The organism is Pseudomonas sp. Eqa60, assembly GCF_018326405.1.
GTDB lineage: Bacteria > Pseudomonadota > Gammaproteobacteria > Pseudomonadales > Pseudomonadaceae > Aquipseudomonas > Aquipseudomonas protegens.
The window spans coordinates 557986-579977 of sequence record NZ_AP024342.1 but is presented as its reverse complement, the minus strand read 5'-3'; the positions used below and the strand labels follow the sequence as shown (position 1 = coordinate 579977).

The window sequence follows — 21992 nt, the reverse complement described above, 5'->3', positions numbered from 1 at the left end:
ATGAAAGACGCAACGATTGCGCTACACCATGGATTCAAGTCGGACCCGACCACCAAGGCCGTGGCCGTGCCCATCTACCAGAACGTCGCCTTCGAATTCGACAACGCCCAGCACGGCGCCGACCTGTTCAACCTCGATGTGCCCGGCAACATCTACACCCGCATCATGAACCCCACCAACGATGTGCTGGAACAGCGCATGGCCGCCCTGGAAGGCGGGATCGCCGGGCTGGCGGTGGCCGCCGGCAGTGCCGCCATCCACTACGCGATCCAGACCCTGACCCAGGCCGGGGACAATATCGTCTCCACGCCCCAGCTGTACGGCGGCACCTACACCCTGTTCGCCCACCTGCTGCCCAGCTTCGGGGTCGAAGTGCGTTTCGCCCGGGACGACTCCCCCGAGGCCATTGCCGAGCTGATCGACGACAAGACCAAGCTGGTGTACTGCGAGAGCATCGGCAACCCCGCGGGCAACATCGTCGATATCGAGGGCCTGGCCCAGGCCGCCCACGCCCGTAACGTGCCACTGATGGTGGACAACACCGTGGCCACGCCGATCCTGTGCAAGCCGATCCAGTTCGGCGCCGACATCGTGGTGCACTCGGTGACCAAGTACGTCGGCGGCCACGGCAACTCCCTGGGCGGGGTGATCGTCGACAGCGGCAACTTCCCCTGGGCCGACCACCCGCAGAAGTTCGCCAGCCTCAACACCCCGGAGCCGGCCTACCACGGCGTGGTCTACACCGAGAAGTTCGGCCCCGCCGCCTTTATCGCCCGGGCCCGCACCGTGCCGCTGCGCAACACCGGCGCAGCATTGGCGCCGATGAACGCCTTCCTGTTGCTGCAAGGCCTGGAAACCCTGGCCCTGCGCATGGAACGCCACACCGACAACGCCCTCAAGGTGGCGCAGTTCCTCAAGGCCCACCCGCTGGTGGCCTGGGTCAGCTACGCCGGCCTGCCCGACCACCCGCACCATGAACTGGCGCGCAAATACATGCAGGGCAAGCCGTCGGCGATCCTCTCCTTCGGCCTCAAGGGCGGCTATGCCGCGGGCGTGCGCTTCTACGATGCGCTGCAGATCTTCAAGCGCCTGGTGAACATCGGCGACGCCAAGTCCCTGGCTTGCCACCCGGCGTCCACCACCCACCGGCAGATGAACGAAGAAGAGCAGGCCAAGGCCGGGGTCAAGCCGGAGATGATCCGTCTCTCGGTGGGCATCGAGGCCATCGAAGACCTGCTCGAAGACCTGGACCAGGCACTGCAACAAGCCTGATCCCCGGCCCTGGCGTTCTGCGCCAGGGCCATTGCCTAGCGCGTTGGCACCCACGCCTCTCCCCTCTCCAGCCCCCAGGACCCTTGATCACCCGCAAAGGAACCCGACATGATTGTGCGTTACGTCAAGATCACCATGACCCTGGCAGTGGCGGCTTTCGCCCTGCTGGTGGCCTACAACAACATCAGCGACTACGGTTCCAACTTCGCCTTTGTCCAGCACGTGCTGAGCATGGACAGCGTCTTCCCCGGCAACAGCGCCACCGACCGCGCCCTGACCTTGCCGCTGCTGTGGAATGCCGGTTACTGGCTGATCATCGCCGGCGAAGCCCTGACCGGCGCGCTGCTGGTGTTTGGCGCCCTGCGCCTGTGGCTGGCCCGGCACGGTGTCGCCAGCGACTTCAACCGTGCCAAGCGCTGGGCCATTGCCGGCTTCTGCCTGGGCTTTTGCGTCTGGTTCTTTGGTTTCATGGTGGTCGGCGGCGAGTGGTTCATGATGTGGCAGTCCAAGGCCTGGAACGGCCAGGACGCGGCCTTCAAGTTCTACATGGCGATCCTGGGCGTACTGATATTCCTCAACCAGCCCGACACCGAGCTGCACTGACCCTGTAGCCGCAGCCGAGCCATGGCGAGGCTGCGCAAAGGCCTGCAGGGCCTTGCGGTCCCTCCGAGCGCCCCTCGTTAACAGCCTGCGGCAGCGGCTACGGGACGCAAAAAAAAACGGCCCGCTGCGGTGACGCAGCAGGCCGTTCTTCAGCGCCCCGGGGAATCAGGGCAGGATTTGCGCACTCAGTGGTTGAGCTTGAAATCCTTCTCGGCCGCTTCGAAGCGCTGGACCATGCCGGCGCTCGGCGTGCCCATCTTGCTCACCAGCAGGATCGCCAGGCTGGCGAAGATGAAGCCCGGGATGATTTCGTACAGGCCCAGCAGAGCGAAATGCTTCCACAGGATCACGGTGACGGCACCGACGATGATGCCGGCCAGCGCGCCGTCACGGGTCATGCCTTTCCAGATCACCGAAATCAGTACCACGGGGCCGAAGGCCGCGCCGAACCCGGCCCAGGCATAGCTCACCAGGCCCAGCACGCGGTTTTCCGGGTTGGCGGCCATGGCAATGGCGATCAGCGCCACCACCAGCACCATGGCGCGGCCGACCCACACCAGTTCCAGCTGGGAAGCGTGCTTGCGCAGGAAGGCTTTGTAGAAGTCTTCGGTCAGGGCACTGGAGCACACCAGCAGCTGGCAGCTCAGGGTACTCATGACTGCCGCCAGGATGGCCGACAGCAGCACACCCGCGATCCACGGGTTGAACAGCAGCTTGGCCAGTTCGATGAACACCCGCTCAGGGTTTTCGGTCACAGGGCCGGCCACCTCAGGGTGCGCCGAGAAATAGGCGATACCGAAGAAGCCCACCGCCACGGTGCCGCCCAGGCACAGGATCATCCAGGTCATGGAGATGCGACGGGCCTTGGCGATCGACTTCACCGAATCGGCGGCCATGAAGCGCGCCAGGATATGCGGCTGACCGAAGTAGCCCAGGCCCCAGCCCATCAGCGAGATGACGCCGATGAAGGTGGTGTTCTTGAGCATGTCGAAGTTGGTCGGGTCCTTGGCTTCGATGGCCAGGAAGGTGGTGTCCACGCCACCGGTCGCCAGCAGCACGATGATCGGCGTCAGGATCAGAGCGAAGATCATCAGCGTGGCCTGGACGGTATCGGTCCAGCTCACTGCCAGGAAACCACCCACAAAGGTGTAGGCAATGGTTGCCGCCGCACCGGCCCACAGCGCTGTCTCGTAGGGCATGCCGAAAGTGCTTTCGAACAGGCGGGCACCGGCGACGATGCCGGAGGCGCAATAGATGGTGAAGAACACCAGGATCACCACCGCAGAGATGATCCGCAGCAGGCCGCTCTTGTCTTCAAAGCGGCTGGAGAAGTAGTCCGGCAGGGTCAGCGCGTCACCGTTGTGTTCGGTCTGCACCCGCAGGCGGCCGGCCACGAACAGCCAGTTGAGGTAGGCACCGACGATCAGGCCGATGGCGATCCAGCTTTCCGAAAGACCGGACATGTAGATGGCACCCGGCAGGCCCATCAGCAGCCAGCCACTCATGTCGGAAGCACCGGCGGAAAGCGCGGTGACCACGCTGCCGAGGCTGCGGCCGCCAAGAATGTAGTCGGAAAGGTTGTTGGTGGAGCGATAGGCCATGAAGCCGATCAGCACCATTGCCGCGATGTAGATCACGAAGGTGATCAAGGTTGGATTGCTTGCACTCATTGAGTTACGCCCTGGCTTTGTTTTTATGGTGCGGCGGCCACTGCCCCCCGCCGCCAAACGATGACGCTTGGGAGACGATCAGGCGGGCCGCGCATTTATGACTGATGTTTCCCCAGGAAAGCCATCAGCCGATGAACCAGTCCTGCAGGACGGTTGCACCTTGGCCGCGAATCCTATGCAACAAGACGAACAAGGTGCAACCAATTTGCGCCGAATCAGTTGCACCTTGTCTAAAAACTGGTCGTTGACGACGCTTTTGCTCCTTTTTGGAGCAAAAAATGGCGTTTTCAGAAGTAAAGGCACCAGTAGGAGGCAAGCCACTCCGTGCAGGAATTTTATTCCTGACAAGCTGCTTCTTTTTCCAGCTAAAAATGGGTTGCACCCGGTTGCACCTATTGCAGTGCACGGATAATCTTGCCGCCAGCTGATGCCACACGTGCGTGGCAAACATGAGGATAAAAATATGGCTACCACCACCCTCGGGGTCAAACTCGACGACCCTACCCGCGAGCGCCTCAAGGCCGCCGCGGCCTCGATCGATCGTACGCCGCACTGGCTGATCAAGCAGGCGATTTTCAATTACCTGGAAAAACTCGAGGGTGGTGCAACCCTGACCGAGCTGAGCAGTGCCACCGCCAAAGACGGCGAGGATGCCGGCGAGGTGCAGACCGATCACGCCCACCAATGCTTCCTGGAGTTCGCCGAAAGCATTCTCCCGCAGTCGGTGCTGCGCGCCTCGATCACCGCCGCCTACCGCCGCCCGGAACCGGAAGTGGTACCGATGCTGCTGGAGCAGGCGCGCTTGCCGGCCGCCACCGCCGAAGCCGCGAACAAACTGGCCGCCTCGATCGCCGAGAAGCTGCGCAACCAGAAGAGCGCCGGCGGCCGTGCCGGTATCGTCCAGGGCCTGCTGCAGGAGTTCTCCCTGTCGTCCCAGGAAGGCGTGGCGCTGATGTGCCTGGCCGAAGCCCTGCTGCGCATCCCCGACAAGGGCACCCGTGACGCGCTGATCCGCGACAAGATCAGCACCGGCAACTGGCAGCCGCACCTGGGCAACAGCCCATCGCTGTTCGTCAACGCCGCCACCTGGGGCCTGCTGCTGACCGGCAAGCTGGTGTCGACCCACAACGAGGCCGGCCTGACCTCCTCCCTGAGCCGCATCATCGGCAAGAGCGGCGAGCCGATGATCCGCAAGGGCGTGGACATGGCCATGCGCTTGATGGGCGAACAGTTCGTCACCGGCGAAACCATCGCCGAAGCTTTGGCCAACGCCAGCAAGTTCGAAGCCAAGGGCTTCCGCTATTCCTACGACATGCTCGGCGAAGCCGCACTGACCGAGCACGACGCACAGAAGTACCTCGCGTCCTACGAGCAGGCCATCCACTCCATCGGCAAGGCCTCCCACGGTCGCGGCATCTATGAAGGCCCGGGCATCTCCATCAAGCTCTCGGCCCTGCACCCGCGCTACAGCCGCGCCCAGTACGAGCGCGTGATGGAAGAGCTGTACCCGCGCCTGCTGTCCCTGACCCTGCTGGCCAAGCAGTACGACATCGGCCTGAATATCGACGCCGAGGAAGCCGACCGCCTGGAGCTGTCCCTGGACCTGCTGGAGCGCCTGTGCTTCGAGCCGCAACTGACCGGCTGGAACGGTATCGGCTTCGTGATCCAGGCCTACCAGAAGCGCTGCCCGTACGTGATCGACTATGTCATCGATCTGGCCCGTCGCAGCCGTCACCGCCTGATGATCCGCCTGGTGAAAGGCGCCTACTGGGACAGCGAGATCAAGCGCGCCCAGGTCGAAGGCCTGGAAGGCTATCCGGTCTACACCCGCAAGGTGTACACCGACGTTTCCTACATCGCCTGCGCACGCAAGCTGCTGTCGGTACCGGAAGTCATCTACCCGCAGTTCGCCACCCACAACGCCCACACTCTGTCGGCGATCTACCACATTGCCGGTCAGAACTATTACCCCGGCCAGTACGAGTTCCAGTGCCTGCACGGCATGGGCGAACCGCTGTACGAGCAAGTGGTGGGCAAGGTTGCCGAGGGCAAGCTGAACCGTCCATGCCGCGTCTATGCACCGGTGGGCACCCACGAAACCCTGCTGGCCTACCTGGTACGCCGGCTGCTGGAAAACGGCGCCAACACCTCGTTCGTCAACCGTATCGCCGACCAGTCGATCTCGATCCAGGAACTGGTGGCCGATCCGGTGACCCAGATCGAACAGATGGCCACCCTGGAAGGCGGTTTCGGCCTGCCGCACCCGCGCATTCCATTGCCGCGTGACCTGTATGGCGCCGAGCGGGCCAACTCCGCCGGCATCGACATGGCCAACGAACACCGCCTGGCGTCACTGTCCTGCGCACTGCTGGCCACCGCCCACAACAACTGGAAAGCCGCACCGATGCTCGGTTGCGCCGCCAGCAGCGAAACCCCGGCACCGGTACTCAACCCGTCGGACCATCGCGATGTGGTGGGCCACGTCCAGGAAGCCACGGTCGAAGACGTCGACAACGCCATCCAGTGCGCCCTCAACGCCGCACCGATCTGGCAGGCCACGCCGCCGGCCGAACGCGCGGCGATCCTGGAACGCGCCGCCGACCTGATGGAAGGCGAGATCCAGCCGCTGATGGGCCTGCTGGCCCGGGAAGCCGGCAAGACCTTCGCCAACGCCATCGCCGAAGTGCGTGAAGCCGTGGACTTCCTGCGCTACTACGCGGTGCAGGCCCGCAACGACTTCAGCAACGACGCCCACCGCCCACTGGGCCCGGTGGTGTGCATCAGCCCGTGGAACTTCCCGCTGGCCATCTTCAGTGGCCAGGTCGCCGCGGCCCTCGCCGCCGGTAACCCGGTACTGGCCAAGCCGGCCGAACAGACCCCGCTGGTGGCGGCCCAGGCCGTGCGCCTGCTGCTCGAAGCCGGGATTCCCGAAGGCGTGCTGCAACTGCTGCCGGGCCAGGGCGAAAGCGTCGGTGCCCGCCTGGTGGGTGACGAGCGCGTCAAGGGCGTGATGTTCACCGGCTCCACTGAAGTTGCGCGTCTGCTGCAACGCAACATCGCCGGGCGCCTGGACAACCAGGGCCGGCCGATCCCACTGATCGCCGAAACCGGCGGCCAGAACGCAATGATCGTCGACTCCTCGGCCCTGACCGAACAGGTGGTCATCGACGTGGTGTCCTCGGCCTTCGACAGTGCCGGCCAGCGTTGCTCGGCCCTGCGCGTGCTGTGCCTGCAGGAAGATTCCGCCGACCGTGTGATCGAAATGCTCAAGGGCGCCATGGCCGAAAACCGCCTGGGCAACCCTGAGCGCCTGTCGGTGGACATCGGCCCGGTGATCGACGCCGAAGCCAAGGCCGGCATCGAGAAGCACATCCAGGCCATGCGCGACAAAGGTCGCAACGTGTACCAGATGGCCATCGCCGACGGCGAAGAATGCAAGCGCGGCACCTTTGTCATGCCGACCCTGATCGAGCTGGAAAGCTTCGACGAGCTGCAGCGCGAGATCTTCGGTCCGGTGCTGCACGTGGTGCGCTACAAGCGCAAGGAAATCGACCAGCTGATCGCCCAGATCAACGCTTCCGGCTACGGCCTGACCTTGGGCGTGCACACCCGGATCGACGAGACCATCGCCAAGGTGGTGGACAACGTCCACGCCGGTAACGTCTACGTCAACCGCAACATCGTCGGTGCCGTGGTCGGCGTGCAGCCGTTCGGCGGCGAAGGCCTGTCGGGCACCGGCCCGAAAGCCGGCGGCCCGCTGTACCTGTACCGCCTGCTGTCGACCCGCCCGGTGGATGCCATCGAGCAGTCCTTTGCCCGTGGCGACGCCGAGAACGCCCCGGACCTGCGCCTGCGCGAAGCCCTCAGCAAGCCGTTAAACGCCCTGCAAGCCTGGGCCGAGAGCAGCAAGCTGGCGGAACTGGCGATCCTGTGCAAACAGTTCGCCGGCCAGTCCCAGAGCGGCATCACCCGGCAGTTGACCGGCCCTACCGGCGAGCGCAACAGCTACGCCATCCTGCCCCGCGAGCACGTCCTGTGCCTGGCGGAGGTCGAGGGTGACCTGCTGACCCAACTGGCAGCCGTGCTGGCCGTCGGTGGCTCGGCGGTGTGGCCGGAAAGCGAGATCAGCAAGGCGCTGTTCGCCCGCTTGCCGAAGGAAGTCCAGGCACGTATCCAGCGCGTGGCCGACTGGAGCAAGGACGAAGTGGTATTCGACGCCGTCCTGCACCACGGTGATTCCGACCAGCTGCGCAGCGTCTGCCAGCAGGTGGCCCAGCGTGCCGGTGCCATCGTCGGCGTCCAGGGCCTGTCCCAGGGCGAGACCGCGATTGCCCTGGAGCGCCTGGTGATCGAGCGCGCCTTGAGCGTCAACACCGCAGCGGCCGGCGGCAACGCCAGCCTGATGACCATCGGCTGAAGCCGATAGTCGGCACCATGGAAAAGAGCGCCCTCAGCGGCGCTCTTTTTTTTTGCCCGACGCCGTTTCCTGTAGCCGCTGCCGCAGGCTGCGATCGGCCGGAACGGCCGTAGCGATTTCATTGCCGCCGAAGTTCCTGCGGGACTTATCGCAGCCTTCGGCAGCGGCGACAGGGGCTGTGCCTGTTTGGCATCTTTATCACCCACATCAATCTTGCTATCCAGCCTTCATTCACGCGCCTAGACTCGGCCCATTCCCTATCCCACAGGTATGCCGCCATGTCCGAGACGCTGCTCAGTTCCCGCAATCTGGCCTTCGAACTGTATGAGGTACTCGACGCCGAGGGCCTGACCCAGCGCGAGCGGTTTGCCGAGCACAACCGGGAAACCTTCGACGCCGCCCTGGGCACCGCCCGCAGCATCGCCGAGAAGTTCTTCGCCCCGCACAACCGCAAGGGCGATGAGCACGAGCCACGCTACGAAGACGGCCAGGCGGTGCTGATCCCCGAAGTGAAACCGGCGGTGGATGCGTTCCTCGAAGCCGGCTTCCTGAATGCCGCCCGCAGTTTCGAGGCCGGCGGCATGCAACTGCCAACCCTGCTGTCCCAGGCCTGCTTCGCCCACTTCCAGGCGGCCAACGCGGCCTCGACCTCCTACCCGTTCCTGACCATGGGCGCCGCCAACCTGATCGAGAGCTTCGGCACCGAAGAACAGAAACAACGCTTCCTGCAGCCGATGATCGACGGTCGCTTCTTCGGCACCATGGCCCTGACCGAGCCCCATGCCGGCTCGTCGCTATCGGATATCCGCACCCGTGCCGAACCGGCCGCCGACGGCAGCTACCGGCTCAAGGGCAACAAGATCTTCATTTCCGGCGGCGACCACCCGCTGTCGGAAAACATCGTGCACATGGTCCTGGCCAAGCTGCCGGACGCGCCGCCCGGGGTGAAGGGCATTTCGCTGTTTATCGTGCCCAAGTTCCTGGTCAACGACGACGGCAGCCTGGGGCCGCGCAACGATGTGCTGCTGGCCGGGCTGTTCCACAAGATGGGCTGGCGCGGCACCACCTCCACCGCACTGAACTTCGGCGATAACGGCCAGTGCGTGGGGTATCTGGTGGGCAAGCCCCATCACGGCCTGAGCTACATGTTCCAGATGATGAACGAGGCACGGATCGGCGTCGGCATGGGGGCGGTGATGCTCGGCTACGCCGGCTACCTGTACTCCCTGGAATACGCCCGCGAACGCCCGCAAGGTCGCCTGCCGGACAGCAAGGACCCGAGCACCGCGCCGGTGGCGATCATCCAGCACGCCGATGTGCGGCGCATGTTGCTGACCCAGAAGGCCTACGTCGAAGGCGCCTTCGACCTGGGGCTATACTCGGCGCGGCTGTTCGACGACACCACCACCCTGGCCGATGCGGCCGAGCGCCAGCAGGCCCACGAACTGCTGGACTTGCTGACCCCGATCGTCAAGTCCTGGCCTTCAGAGTTCTGCCTGAAGGCCAACGAACTGGCGATCCAGATTCTCGGCGGCCACGGCTATACCCGGGAGTACCCGGTGGAGCAGTACTACCGCGACAACCGCCTGAACCCGATTCACGAAGGCACCCACGGCATCCAGTCCCTGGACCTGCTGGGACGCAAGCTGGCGCAGAACGGCGGCGCCGGGCTCAAGCGCCTGGTACGCCTGATTGCCGAGACCGGCGAGCGGGCCCGCGCCCATCAATCACTGGACGCCCTGCGCCTGCCCCTGGAACAACTGGTAACGCGCCTGCAAAGCGTGACGCTGGGGTTGCTGGGTGACCTGGCCAGCGGCAAGGTCACCGGCACCCTGGCCAACTCGGCGCTGTATCTGAAAGCCTTCGGCCATGCGGTGATCGGCTGGCGCTGGCTGGAACAGGCCATCCGGGCCGAGGAAGGACTGGCGCGGGCAGTGGCGGCGGATCGGGATTTCTACCTGGGCAAGTTGCAGGCCGCGCGCTACTTCCTGACCTGGGAAGTGCCAGGCTGCCAGCACGAGCTGGCACTGCTGGAAGCGCGGGACGATACCTGCCTGAGCATGCAGGACGCCTGGTTCTGAGGCCACCCAGGAGCCGGCTTGCCGGCGAAGGCGCCCGGCCTGACACACCGCGGCGCATGGTTCGCTGGCAAGCCAGCTCCTACACCAGGCGCCATTGCTCCCCGTAGGAGCCGGCTTGCCGGCGAAGGCGCCCGGCCTGATACACCGCGGCGCATGGTTCGCTGGCAAGCCAGCTCCTGCACCAGGCGCCATTGCTCCCCGTAGGAGCCGGCTTGCCGGCGAAGGCGCCCGGCCTGATACACCACGGCGGGTGGTCAGTGCAGCTTGAAGCCGCCCACCTGTCGGGCCAGGTCCTCGGAGAGGCGCTGCAGGGTCCGGCAGTCTTCACGACAGGCCTGGACTTCGGCCGCGGTGGCCCGGGCCAGATCGGAGATGCCCTGGACATTGCGGTTGATCTCTTCGGTCACCGCCGACTGCTCCTCGGTGGCGGTGGCCACTTGCTGGTTCATGTCGCTGATGTGCTCAACCTGCCCGGTAATCGCTGTCAGCGAAGCCCCGGTCTGCTGGCTGGACTGCACCCCGGTACCCGTGGCCGACTGCCCGGCATGCATGGAGGCCACGGCATTCTCCGCGCCCTGCTTGAGGCTCTGGATCATCTGCTGGATCTCGTCGGTGGACGCCTGGGTGCGCTGGGCCAGGGTCCGCACTTCGTCCGCCACCACGGCAAAGCCTCGGCCCATTTCCCCGGCACGGGCTGCCTCGATAGCCGCATTGAGGGCCAGCAGGTTGGTCTGCTCGGAGACCCCGCGGATCACCGCCAATACCTGATCGATGGAGGCCACCTGATGCGCCAGTTCACTGACAGCGCTGGCGGCCAGGGCAATTTCCCCGGACATGCTTTCGATGTGCCGGATCGAGCCGTCCACCACCCCCTGGGCCAGCTGGGCTTCATCCCGGGCCGCCTGGGACGCATCGGCCGCCTGCCCGGCATTGCGCGCGATGTCCTGGACGGTCAGCCCCATCTGGTGCACGGCCGTGGCCACCATGTCGGTCATTTCCTGCTGCCGCCCCGAGCGCTCGGCAGTGTTCTCCACCACCGCCGCCACCTGCCCCACGGATGAGCGCAGACGCTCGGTGGTGGCCAGCACTTCGCCGATCATGCCGTGCTGGCTGTCGAGAAAACGATTGAAGCCCCGGGCCAGGTCCCCCAGCTCGTCGGCCCGGCTGGCATCCAGGCGCAGGGTCAGGTCGCCACCACCGCTGCCGATGGCTACCAGCCCGGCGGTCACCTGACGCACAGGCCGCACCAGGCCGCGAGCCAGCCAGATCACCAGCAGCAGGCAGACCAGGGCGATAGCCAGGCCGATGCCGGTGGTCAGCCACAAGGTTTGCCGGGCATCGGCGTAGATCTGCGCTTCGGGCACCTCGGCCACCAGCGACCACCCCATGCCCCGCAGTGGCAGGCCCAGGGCCACAAAGTCTTCGCCGTCGCGCACGAACCGGCTGCTGGCCAACCCCTCGTGCCCCATGACCGCCTGGGCGGCCGACTCGCCGATCTGCTCGGACAGGTGCCGCTTGCCACTGAACTGCGCCTCGGGGTGAACCTGGATCAAGCCGTCGGCGCGCACCAGATAGACCTTGCCGTGCTCGCCGAAGCTGAAGTCATGGATCAATTGCGACAGCGCCTGCATCTTCAGCCCGAGCCCGGCCACCCCCACCAGCTTGCCGTCCTTCTTGACCCGCATGTCGATGAACATCGCCAACTCGCCGGTGGCCACATCGGTGTCGATGTTGAGCAGCCGCGGCTTGTCGCTGTCGATGAAGCTGTAGAACCAGGCGTCCTTGGGATTGGAACGGCTGAGGGTGCGATCCAGCCCCTTCTCGTTGTAGTAGTGGTTGGTCGCGGTGCCCACCATCAAGGTGGTGAAGGCCTGGTTTTCGGCGCGGATGCCTTCCAGGTAGTCGACGAACACCTGGGCCTGGGCCGGATCCTCGCCGCCTGCCAGCCAATCGCGCAGCATGCCGTTGCTGGCAATGTCCCGGGCGACCGTCAGCGGCTGGGCGAGAATGCGTTCGATATCGTTGCGCATGGCTTCGATGCTCGAAGGCAGCGCCTTGTCCACCAGGTAGTTCTGGGTCAGGTGGTTGATCACCACGGTGTAGACCGCCACCACCACCAGCAGGCTGACCAGCAGGGCCGAGCCCATGCTGAGGACGAGTTGCCATTGAATACTGCGTCGCCAGAATTGCATGGAACACCTCTTTCTTATTGGTATAAGAGGCTGAAATGTCGCGCCAGCCGCGGAAGGCTGTATACAAACATTAGTTATGTTTGTCCAACCTATAACCCTGCGGCTGTGTGCAGTTCCGTCAGTTCTGTTGAATGGTCTTGGCGATGACCTCGACAGTGGCGCTCACTTGCTCTTGATAGCGCTCCAGTTCCTGGGCATGGCGCTTCTGCATCTCGATCTGCTGCGAGCACAGGTTCATCGCCGCCAGCACCAGCAGGCGCTCGCCGATCAGCGTCGGGTACTTCTTCTTGGTGTCGGCCAGGGCCGCCTTGAGCATCAGCGCAGCGTCCATCAGGGTCTGTTCTTCCCCGGCCGGCGCCTTGATCGAGTAATCCTCCCCCAGGATCGAAACGACCTTCACTCCATCGATGTGATGTCTCATGGATTGGCCGGGCTCGCGCTGACACGCTCAACCAGCGCCTGGATGCGGGCAGCGGTGGCGCCTTGCTTTTCTTCCTGCTCCATCAGGCTCAGTTGCAGGCTTTCGTTTTCATCCTTGGCCTGGTCCAGTTGTTCCTTGAGGGCTGCGTTCGTACCGAGCAGTTCCTGGTTCTGTACCACCAGGTCGCTGACCAGCTGTTCCAATTGGCTGAGGGATGCTTCCAACATTTTGATCTTCCGGGCTTTTTGCAAAGGGCGCGTACGATAAAGAAAAGTCACCCTGGATGCCAGGGTTATCCAGGCGCAAAGCCTTGATTTTACTGGCGATGACCCTTCCGCGAGAGCTGTTAGAGACTGTCATTCTGCGCTCCGGTTCCTGACGCCTCGTCGGAGTCTCGGACTTTTATGAACTTTCCCAGTTACGCATAAGAAATTTCTGAAACTGCATCCGCCGGTTCAAGAAGCCATTGTTCAACGCGATAGACAGGTACGTCCCTGATCCTGCCAGCGCAATAAAGCGCTCACCCGAGGTAATGTCCATGTCCCTGCGCTCCCTGAATATTGCCCCGAGGGCTTTCCTCGGATTTGCCCTGATCGGCTGCCTGATGCTGTTTCTCGGGGTGTTCGCCCTGAATCAGATGGGCAAGATCCGCTCAGCCACCGAGCGCATGAGCCAGGACACCATCCCGAGCATCAAGAGCGTCGATGAATTCACCCAGCTCAGCCTGCGCCAACGGGTCCAGGCCTACCGGCTGCTGCTCAACCGCGAACCCCAGGCCCAGCAGCAGACCCTGGATGCCATCGACCAGCGCAACCAGAAGATCGAAGAAGCCCGGGCCCAGTACCTGAAGCTCATCAGCAGCCCCGAGGAGCGCCTTGCCTACGAGCAATACGGCACGCTGCTGAGCCACCACCGGCAGTTGGAGAGCCAACTGATCGAGCTGTCGCACAACAACCAGCTTGAGGCCATGCAACAACTGCTCAATACCGACCTGATGGACAGCGCCGAAAAGATCAACGCGGTCCTCAACCAACTGGTGGAGATCAACAGCCATTACGCCACCGTCGCCGACGATGATGCTGCCGCTCAGTACCGCAGAGCCTTCAATCTGGTGGTGGGGCTGCTGGTGCTGGCCAGCGCCCTGACCCTGCTGTTCGCCTGGCGCCTGATCCGCAGCATCACCCAGCCCATCGCCAATGCCCTGAGGGCCGCCGAAGAGATCGCCGAAGGCAACCTGACCCGCCCCATCACGGTCGATGGCAGCGACGAAGCCGGGCGCCTGCTGCAAGCCATGGTCACGATGCAGGAAAAGCTGCGCGACACCCTGCAGAGTATTTCCGGCTCCGCCCATCAGTTGGCGTCGGCGGCCGAAGAGCTCAACAGCGTCACCGAGGAAGGCGCCCGCGGCCTGACCCAGCAGAACAACGAGATCGAACAGGCCGCCACCGCGGTCAATGAAATGACCAGCGCCGTGGAGGAAGTGGCGCGCAATGCGGTGAGCACCTCCGAAGCCTCGAAGAGCGCCACCACTTCCGCCGGCGACGGCCGCGACCTGGTGCGCGAAACCGTGTCGGCCATCGAGCGCATGAGCTCCGACGTGCAAGGCACCGCCAGCCTGATCGGCGACCTGGCCAACGAGTCCCGGGACATCGGCAAGGTACTGGACGTGATTCGCGGCCTGGCCGACCAGACCAACCTGCTGGCCCTCAATGCCGCCATCGAGGCTGCCCGGGCCGGTGAGGCCGGTCGCGGTTTTGCCGTGGTCGCCGACGAAGTCCGCGCCCTGGCCCACCGCACCCAGCAGTCCACCAGCGAAATCGAACGCATGATCGGCAGCATCCAGAGCGGCACCGAGCACGCCGTGGACTCCATGCGCAACAGCACCGAACGCGCCGAATCGACCCTGAGCATCGCCCGGGGGGCCGGCCAGTCCCTGGACACCATCAACAGCGCCATCAGCGAAATCAACGAACGCAACCTGGTGATCGCCAGCGCCGCTGAAGAACAGGCCCAGGTGGCCCGTGAAGTGGACCGCAACCTGGTGAACATCCGCGACCTGTCGGTACAGTCCACCACCGGTGCCAACCAGACCCAGGCCGCCAGCAGCGAGCTGTCACGCCTGGCGGTCGACCTGAACAACCTGGTCACCCGATTCAAGCTCTGAAGCCCTTGCGCCCTGCTCCAGCTCCCGCCGTTGAGCGGTGGGGGCTGGTGAGGGTGGCGTTCAAGGCACCCCAGCAGGCAGGTACCGGACAGGCTTAATCCACGGCGAGACTCAAGACTTTAGTCGTACGACCGATAAGTCACGGTAGAGTCAGTCTCAAGCCCCGCACGGATGCGCCCTTTTTGGTACCTACCATGTCCCTTCGTAATATGAATATCGCTCCGCGGGCCTTCCTCGGCTTCGCCATGATCGGCGGCTTGATGCTGATCCTCGGGGTGTTCGCCCTGAACCAGATGAGCAAGATCCGCGGCGCCGCCGAAGACATCACGTCGAGCAGCGTGCCAAGCATCAAGAGCCTCGACGAATTCACCCAGTTGACCCTGCGCCTGCGGGTGCTGTCCTACCGCTTGCTGGTGAACCGTGAGCCGGACGTGCAGCAAAAGACCATCGAACTGCTGGAAATGCGCAACCAGCAGATCCGCGCCGCCCAGGTCATCTACGAAAAATTCATCACCAGCCCGGAAGAAAAATCCGCCTACGAGCAGTACCTCCAACTGCTGGGCCAGTACCGGCAGATCGAAGAGCGGATGAAGAGCCTGTCGCGCAACAATCAGGTGGATGAGCTGCGCAACTTGCTCAATACCGAACTGCTGAACAACTCCGAAGCCATGAACACCGTGCTCAACCGCTTGCTGGAGATCAACACCCAGCAGACCGTGGACACCAACCAGCAAGCCGCCGAGCAGTACTCCTCGGCCTTCAACCTGGTGGTGGCGCTGCTGGTGCTGGCTACTGGCCTGACCTTCCTCTTCGCCTGGCTGCTGACCCGCAGCATCACCCAGCCCATCGCCAACGCCCTGGGCGCCGCCGAGGAAATCGCCGAGGGCAACCTGACCCGGCCGATCAAGGTCGATGGCAGTGACGAGGCCGGGCGCCTGTTGCAGGCCATGGCCAAGATGCAGGAAAAACTGCGCGACACCCTGCAGCGCATCTCCGGTTCCGCCACCCAGTTGGCTTCGGCGGCCGAAGAGCTCAACAGCGTCACCGAGGAAAGCGCCCGCGGCCTGACCCAGCAGAACAACGAGATCGAACAGGCCGCCACCGCGGTCAATGAAATGACCAGCGCCGTGGAAGAAGTGGCGCGCAACGCGGTGAGCACCTCCGAAGCCTCGAAGAATGCCACCGCCTCCGCCGGCGACGGCCGCGACCTGGTGCAGGAAACCGTGTCGGCCATCGAGCGCATGAGTTCCGATGTGCAGGGCACCGCCAGCCTGATCGGCGACCTGGCCAACGAGTCCCGGGACATCGGCAAGGTGCTGGACGTGATTCGCGGCCTGGCCGACCAGACCAACCTGCTGGCCCTCAATGCCGCCATCGAGGCCGCCCGTGCCGGTGAGGCCGGTCGCGGTTTTGCCGTGGTCGCCGACGAAGTCCGCGCCCTGGCCCACCGCACCCAGCAGTCCACCAGCGAAATCGAACGCATGATCGGCAGCATCCAGAGCGGCACCGAGCACGCCGTGGATTCCATGCGCAACAGCACCGAACGTGCCGAATCGACCCTGAATATCGCCCGGGGTGCCGGCCTGTCCCTGGACACCATCAACAGCGCCATCATCGAGATCAACGAACGCAACCTGGTGATCGCCAGCGCCGCTGAAGAACAGGCCCAGGTGGCCCGGGAAGTGGACCGCAACCTGGTGAACATCCGCGACTTGTCGGTGCAGTCCTCCACCGGTGCCAACCAGACCAGTGCAGCCAGCAACGAGCTGTCGCGCCTGGCCGTGGACCTCAACGGCATGGTTGCCCGCTTCCGCCTCTGAAACACCCCGCCAGCCCTGGATGGCGCCGGTAAAACGGCGCCGGAATTCGCACCTGGGGAATCCGCCACTGTCGCCAAAAGCTTTTTGACAGTGGCGTATTTCAACAGGTTAGAATCGCTGGCACGCAGACTGCATGGTCAGCCTGCGCCCGCCTTTTTCGCCCTGGAGTACTGCCTTTGAATGCGACGACCATCAACAGCCTGTTCTTGATCGGCGCGTTGCTGGTAGGTGCGAGCATTCTGGTGAGTTCACTTTCATCGCGCCTGGGCATCCCGATCCTGGTGATCATCCTGGCCGTGGGCATGACCGCCGGGGTGGACGGCGGCGGCATCATCTTCGACAACTACCCGACCGCCTACCTGGTGGGCAACCTGGCCCTGGCCGTGATCCTGCTGGACGGCGGCCTGCGTACCCGGGTCGCGAGTTTCCGCGTGGCCCTGTGGCCGGCGCTGTCCCTGGCCACGGTGGGGGTGCTGATCACCACTGGCCTGACCGGCATGGCAGCCGCCTGGCTGTTCGACCTCAACCTGATCCAGGGCCTGCTGATCGGCGCCATCGTCGGTTCCACCGACGCCGCCGCGGTGTTCTCGTTGCTGGGGGGCAAGGGCCTCAACGAGCGGGTCACCGCCAGCCTGGAGATCGAATCCGGCAGCAACGACCCGATGGCGGTGTTCCTCACCGTGACCCTGATCGACATGCTCGCCAGCGGCCACACCGGCCTGCACTGGAGCCTGCTGACGGACCTGATCCGCGAGTTCGGCATCGGCGCGGTGATCGGCCTGGGCGGTGGTTGGCTGATGTTGCAACTGGTCAACCGCATCCACTTGGCCACCGGTCTGTACCCGATCCTGGTGGTGGCCGGCGGCCTGGTGGTGTTCGCCCTGACCAACGCCCTGCACGGCAGCGGCTTCCTCGCCGTGTACCTGTGCGGCCTGGTGATCGGCAACCGCCCGGTACGCAGCCGCCACGGCATCCTGCACATGCTCGACGGCATGGCCTGGCTGGCACAGATCGGCATGTTCCTGGTGCTGGGGCTGCTGGTCACCCCCCACGACTTGCTGCCCATCGCCCTGCCGGCCCTGGGCCTGGCGCTGTGGATGATCCTGTTCGCCCGACCGCTGTCGGTGCTGGTGGGCCTGGCGCCGTTCAAGGCCTTCCATGGCCGGGAAAAGGCCTTCATTTCCTGGGTCGGGCTGCGCGGTGCGGTACCGATCATTCTCGCGGTGTTCCCGCTGATGGCCGGGCTGCCCAATGCCCAGCTGTACTTCAACCTGGCGTTCTTCATCGTCCTGATCTCGCTGCTGGTGCAGGGCACCAGCCTGCCGTGGGTGGCCAAGTGGCTGAAGGTGACGGTTCCACCGGAGCCGGCACCGATCTCCCGGGCGGCCCTGGAGGTCCACGTCACCAGCGAGTGGGAGCTGTTCGTCTACCGCCTGGGGGCGGAGAAATGGTGCATCGGCGCCGCCCTGCGGGAGCTGAAAATGCCCGAGGGCACGCGCATCGCCGCACTGTTTCGTGGCCAGCAACTGCTCCATCCGTCGGGTAGTACGGTGCTCGAAGCCGACGATCTGCTGTGCGTGATCGGCCATGAACACAACCTCCCGGCCCTGGGCAAACTCTTCAGCCAGGCTCCGGAACGCGGCCTGGACCTGCGCTTCTTCGGTGACTTCGTGCTCGAGGGCGATGCCCAGCTGGGCGCGGTCTCGGCGCTCTACGGGCTCAAGCTCGACGGCCAGGACGCAGACATGCCGCTGGGCGCCTTCATCGCCCAGAAGGTCGGTGGTGCACCGGTGGTCGGCGACCAGGTGGAATGGAACAACACCATCTGGACCGTGGCCGTGATGGACGGGAACAAGATCGGCAAGGTCGGCGTCAGATTCCCCGAAGGAAGTCGCCCCGGCCCCGGACTCTTCCTCTAAACTGCGGAACGCGTCAGCCCCCGGCATGGCGCCCCCTATTCCTACTTGCTTGACCGACCTCTATGCCTATCCTGCGTAAATTTTTCGCTGTTGCCCTGCTGGGCCTGAGCCTCTCTGTCGGCGCGGTACAGGGCGGTGACCCGCCCAGCGCCGAGGCGGTCCAGCAGAGCCTGGACAAGATCGCCGAGCGCAAACTGCCGGAGGCCGACCAGAAGGCCCTGCAGACCCTGCTGCAGAACACCCTGAATCAGCTGGCCAACAAGCAGAACTATGAGCAGCGCCTGAGCGATCTCAAGCAGCAATTGAGCAATGCCCCGCGCCAGACATCGGAAAACCAGCGCGAACTGGCCCGCCTGAAAGCCAGCAAAGTGGTCCCGGTGATCCAGCGCTACGGCTCGTTGCCGGTATCGCAGCTCGAACAGCTGCTGACCGAGCGCACCAGCCTGCAGGGCGACCTGCAAAAGGCCCTGGCCGACGCCAATACCCTGGACATCACCGCCCAGACCCGCCCCGAGCGCGCCCAGGCGGAGATCAGCAGCAGCCAGACGCGCATCCTGCAGATCAACGCCGCACTCAAATCCGGCAAGGACGGCGGCAAGCTGCTCAGCGCCGACCAGCGCAACCTGCTCAACGCCGAGCTGGCAGCGATCAACGCGCTGATCCCCCTGCGCCGCCAGGAACTGGCCGGCAACAGCCAATTGCAGGATCTGGGCAGTAGCCAGCATGACCTGCTGATGGAAAAGACCGCGCGCCTGGAGCAGGAAATCCAGGACCTGCAGACCCTGATCAACCAGAAGCGCCTGGCCCAGTCCCAGGAAACCGTGACCCAGCAGTCCATCGAGGCGCAGAAGGCCGGGAGCAGCAGCCTGCTGGCCACCGAGAGCGCCAGCAACCTCAGGCTCTCCGACTACCTGCTCAAAAGCACCGACCGCCTCAACGAACTGACCCAGCAGAACCTGCTGACCAAGCAGCAGCTGGACAGCGTGACCCAGAGCGATGCGGCCCTGGACGAGCAGATCAACGTGCTCAAGGGCAGCCTGCTGCTGTCGAAGATCCTCTATAAACAGAAGCAGGCCCTGCCGCGCCTGAAACTGGACCGCGACCTGGCGGACGAAATCGCCGACATCCGCCTCTATCAGTTCGAAGTCAATCAACAGCGCGAGCTGCTGGGCAGCCCCAGCACCTACGTCGACAACCTGCTCAAGAACCAACCCCCGGAACAGGTCACGCCACAACTGCGCCGGACCCTGATCGATCTCGCCATCACCCGCGCCGACCTGCTGGAACGCCTGAACCGCGAGCTGAGCGCGCTGCTCAATGAATCCATCACCCTGCAGTTGAACCAGAAGCAGCTGCTCAGCACCTCCCAGAGCCTGCGAGCGACCCTCGACGAGCAGATGTTCTGGATCCCCAGCAACAAGCCGCTGGACGCCGAGTGGCTGCAAAGCGTCCCCGTGCGCCTGGAGCGCCAGGTCACTACCCTGCCCTGGGCCTCCAGCCTCAGCGAACTGACCGACGGCCTGGCCCAGCGGCCACTGCTGTTCCTGCCCCTGGCGCTGCTGTTCGGCGCCCTGCTGTGGCGGCGCAAGGCCCTGTATGCGCGCCTGAACAAGGTGCACAAGGACATCGGCCATTTCAAACGCGACAGCCAGTGGCACACACCACTGGCGATCTTGGTGAACATCCTCCTGGCGATGCCGGTGACCCTGGTCCTGGCCCTGTGCGGCTACGCCCTGCAGATCGACGCCCGTGGGCAGAACGCCAACCTCGGCGCCGCGCTGCTGCAGATCGCCCAGGCCTGGCTGGTGTTCTATACCGCCTATCGGATCCTCGCCCCCGGCGGCGTGGCGGAACTGCATTTCCGCTGGGAAAAACCCCAGGTGGAATTCCTCCAGGGCTGGGTCCGCCGCCTGGGGCTGGTGGTCCTGGCACTGGTGGCCGTGGTGGCGGTGGCCGAGCACCAGCCCGCAGCCCTGGCCGAGGACGTGCTGGGCATCGCCGTGGTGCTGACCTGCTATGCACTGATGGCCTGGCTGCTGAGCCGCCTGCTGCTGAGCAGCCCGACCCACCAGAACACCTCGCTGTTCCGCAAGGCCGTGGGCGTGCTCTTCACCCTGCTGCCGATCGCCCTGTTCATCGCCGTGTGCTTCGGCTACTACTACACCGCCCTGAAACTCAGCGACCGGCTGATCAACACCCTGTACCTGCTGATGTTCTGGCTGGTGATCGAGGCCACCTTCGTCCGCGGCCTGAGCGTGGCGGCCCGGCGCCTGGCCTACCAGCGCGCGCTGAGCAAGCGCCAGGCCGCCAAGGAAGCCGGGGAAAGCGGCGAGGCGGTGGTGGAAGAGCCGACCCTGGATATCGAGAAGGTCAACGAGCAATCCCTGCGCCTGATCCGCCTGGCCCTGCTGGGCGGCTTCATGGCGGCGCTGTACTGGGTATGGGCAGACCTGATCACGGTGTTCTCCTACCTGGACAACGTCACCCTCTACGAATACACCAGCGGCACCGGCGCCAACATGAGCATGGTGCCCATCAGCATCGGCGACGTCATCGGCGCGCTGATCATCGTCGGCATCACCTTCGCCCTGGCGCGCAACCTGCCTGGCCTGCTGGAGGTACTGGTGCTGTCCAAGCTGGACCTGGCCCAGGGCAGCGCCTATGCCACCACCACCCTGCTGTCCTACGCCATCGCCGGGATAGGTTTCGTCGCCACCCTGTCGACCCTGGGGGTCAGCTGGGACAAGCTGCAATGGCTGGTGGCCGCCTTGTCCGTGGGCCTGGGCTTCGGCATGCAGGCGATCTTCGCCAACTTCATCTCCGGCATCATCATCCTGTTCGAGCGCCCGGTACGGATCGGCGACACCATCACCATCGGCAACCTGTCGGGCACCGTGAGCAAGATCCGCATCCGCGCCACCACCATCACCGACTTCGACCGCAAGGACATCATCGTCCCCAACCAGACCTTCATCACCGGGCAGTTGATCAACTGGTCGCTGACCGACACCATCACCCGGGTGACCCTCAAGCTCGGTGTCGACTACGGTTCGGACCTGGACCTGGTCAAGGAACTGCTGCTCAAGGCCGCCCGGGAGAACCCGCGGGTCCTCAAGGAGCCGGAACCCCATGTGTACTTCCTGAACTTCGGTGAAAGCACCCTGGACCATGAGCTGCGCATGCACGTGCGCGAGCTGGGGGACCGCAACCCGGTGGTCGACGAGGTCAACCGCTTCATCAACCGCGAGTTCAAGAAACAGCACATCAACATCTCGTTCCGGCAGATGGAGGTCTACCTGAAGAACCTCCACGGCCAGGAATACAAGATGGTGCCCATCGAACCCGAGGCCAAGACCATAGTCCCGGTGGCCGAGGGCAAGCCGCTGCAGGAACCGCCGGCCAGCAAACTCGACTAAGGCCTCTTTCCCCAGCA

General features: G+C 64.5%; 13 protein-coding genes. 8 read left to right on the top strand and 5 right to left on the bottom strand.

Translation table 11 applies throughout. The annotated features are described in order from the left end of the window. Entirely contained in the window at positions 1 to 1272 is a 1272-nt protein-coding gene (locus KI242_RS02565; protein ID WP_019093026.1) for an aminotransferase class V-fold PLP-dependent enzyme, read from the top strand. 108 nt (positions 1273 to 1380) lie between these two features. Continuing rightward, positions 1381 to 1875, top strand: coding sequence for a DUF2165 domain-containing protein (locus tag KI242_RS02560; RefSeq protein ID WP_011058870.1), 495 nt, complete (start codon positions 1381 to 1383; stop codon positions 1873 to 1875). A 185-nt stretch (positions 1876 to 2060) separates the two neighbouring features. Here KI242_RS02560 and putP read toward each other — a convergent pair whose 3' ends face one another. Together putP and KI242_RS02550 are read right to left on the bottom strand one after the other, a co-directional pair. Then, the gene (putP, locus tag KI242_RS02555) at positions 2061 to 3545 is read right to left on the bottom strand and encodes a sodium/proline symporter PutP (protein ID WP_011058869.1); all 1485 of its coding nucleotides are present in this window, start codon (positions 3543 to 3545) and stop codon (positions 2061 to 2063) included. Between the two features lie 124 nt (positions 3546 to 3669). After that, on the bottom strand, positions 3670 to 3927 hold the full coding sequence (locus tag KI242_RS02550) for a hypothetical protein (protein WP_143061824.1): 258 nt from the start codon (positions 3925 to 3927) through the stop codon (positions 3670 to 3672). Between the two features lie 81 nt (positions 3928 to 4008). On the opposite strand from KI242_RS02550, the gene putA reads away from it, so the two are divergent. Both putA and KI242_RS02540 read left to right on the top strand, forming a co-directional pair. Continuing rightward, a complete protein-coding gene (gene putA / locus KI242_RS02545) occupies positions 4009 to 7962 on the top strand; it encodes a trifunctional transcriptional regulator/proline dehydrogenase/L-glutamate gamma-semialdehyde dehydrogenase (protein WP_041115386.1) in 3954 nt (1317 codons plus the stop codon). Between the two features lie 278 nt (positions 7963 to 8240). After that, a complete protein-coding gene (locus KI242_RS02540) occupies positions 8241 to 10043 on the top strand; it encodes an acyl-CoA dehydrogenase (protein ID WP_183000682.1) in 1803 nt (600 codons plus the stop codon). Between the two features lie 254 nt (positions 10044 to 10297). On the opposite strand, the gene KI242_RS02535 is transcribed toward KI242_RS02540, so the two are convergent. The 3 genes from KI242_RS02535 to KI242_RS02525 form a co-directional block, all read right to left on the bottom strand. After that, complete coding sequence (locus KI242_RS02535; RefSeq protein WP_212805881.1) at positions 10298 to 12235, bottom strand: methyl-accepting chemotaxis protein; 1938 nt, start codon at positions 12233 to 12235, stop codon at positions 10298 to 10300. A gap of 118 nt (positions 12236 to 12353) precedes the next feature. Continuing rightward, the gene (locus tag KI242_RS02530) at positions 12354 to 12656 is read right to left on the bottom strand and encodes a cell division protein ZapA (protein ID WP_011058865.1); all 303 of its coding nucleotides are present in this window, start codon (positions 12654 to 12656) and stop codon (positions 12354 to 12356) included. Next, complete coding sequence (locus KI242_RS02525; RefSeq protein WP_015633896.1) at positions 12653 to 12883, bottom strand: hypothetical protein; 231 nt, start codon at positions 12881 to 12883, stop codon at positions 12653 to 12655. The genes KI242_RS02530 and KI242_RS02525 overlap by 4 nt, the downstream gene beginning before the upstream one ends. Positions 12884 to 13194: 311 nt before the next feature. On the opposite strand from KI242_RS02525, the gene KI242_RS02520 reads away from it, so the two are divergent. The 4 genes from KI242_RS02520 (at position 13195) to mscK (ending at position 21975) form a co-directional block, all read left to right on the top strand. Continuing rightward, positions 13195 to 14820 carry a methyl-accepting chemotaxis protein gene (locus KI242_RS02520; RefSeq protein WP_011058863.1) on the top strand — a complete coding sequence of 542 codons (1626 nt, stop codon included), beginning with the start codon at positions 13195 to 13197 and terminating at the stop codon, positions 14818 to 14820. A gap of 194 nt (positions 14821 to 15014) precedes the next feature. Beyond that, complete coding sequence (locus tag KI242_RS02515; protein ID WP_015633894.1) at positions 15015 to 16640, top strand: methyl-accepting chemotaxis protein; 1626 nt, start codon at positions 15015 to 15017, stop codon at positions 16638 to 16640. 176 nt (positions 16641 to 16816) lie between these two features. Then, positions 16817 to 18559: a potassium/proton antiporter gene (locus KI242_RS02510; RefSeq protein WP_011058861.1), complete on the top strand. Its 1743-nt coding sequence runs from the start codon at positions 16817 to 16819 to the stop codon at positions 18557 to 18559. A 62-nt stretch (positions 18560 to 18621) separates the two neighbouring features. Continuing rightward, positions 18622 to 21975: a mechanosensitive channel MscK gene (gene mscK / locus KI242_RS02505; protein ID WP_011058860.1), complete on the top strand. Its 3354-nt coding sequence runs from the start codon at positions 18622 to 18624 to the stop codon at positions 21973 to 21975. The last annotated feature ends 17 nt before the right edge of the window (positions 21976 to 21992 follow it).

Excerpts from the sequence above, each read along its gene's own strand:
- KI242_RS02565 (WP_019093026.1), top strand. The coding sequence starts at position 1 with ATGAAAGACGCAACGATTGCGCTACACCATGGATTCAAGTCGGACCCG.
- KI242_RS02560 (WP_011058870.1), top strand. The coding sequence starts at position 1,381 with ATGATTGTGCGTTACGTCAAGATCACCATGACCCTGGCAGTGGCGGCT.
- putP (WP_011058869.1), bottom strand. The coding sequence starts at position 3,545 with ATGAGTGCAAGCAATCCAACCTTGATCACCTTCGTGATCTACATCGCG.
- putA (WP_041115386.1), top strand. The coding sequence starts at position 4,009 with ATGGCTACCACCACCCTCGGGGTCAAACTCGACGACCCTACCCGCGAG.
- KI242_RS02540 (WP_183000682.1), top strand. The coding sequence starts at position 8,241 with ATGTCCGAGACGCTGCTCAGTTCCCGCAATCTGGCCTTCGAACTGTAT.
- KI242_RS02535 (WP_212805881.1), bottom strand. The coding sequence starts at position 12,235 with ATGCAATTCTGGCGACGCAGTATTCAATGGCAACTCGTCCTCAGCATG.
- KI242_RS02530 (WP_011058865.1), bottom strand. The coding sequence starts at position 12,656 with ATGAGACATCACATCGATGGAGTGAAGGTCGTTTCGATCCTGGGGGAG.
- KI242_RS02525 (WP_015633896.1), bottom strand. The coding sequence starts at position 12,883 with ATGTTGGAAGCATCCCTCAGCCAATTGGAACAGCTGGTCAGCGACCTG.
- KI242_RS02520 (WP_011058863.1), top strand. The coding sequence starts at position 13,195 with ATGTCCCTGCGCTCCCTGAATATTGCCCCGAGGGCTTTCCTCGGATTT.
- KI242_RS02515 (WP_015633894.1), top strand. The coding sequence starts at position 15,015 with ATGTCCCTTCGTAATATGAATATCGCTCCGCGGGCCTTCCTCGGCTTC.
- mscK (WP_011058860.1), top strand. The coding sequence starts at position 18,622 with ATGCCTATCCTGCGTAAATTTTTCGCTGTTGCCCTGCTGGGCCTGAGC.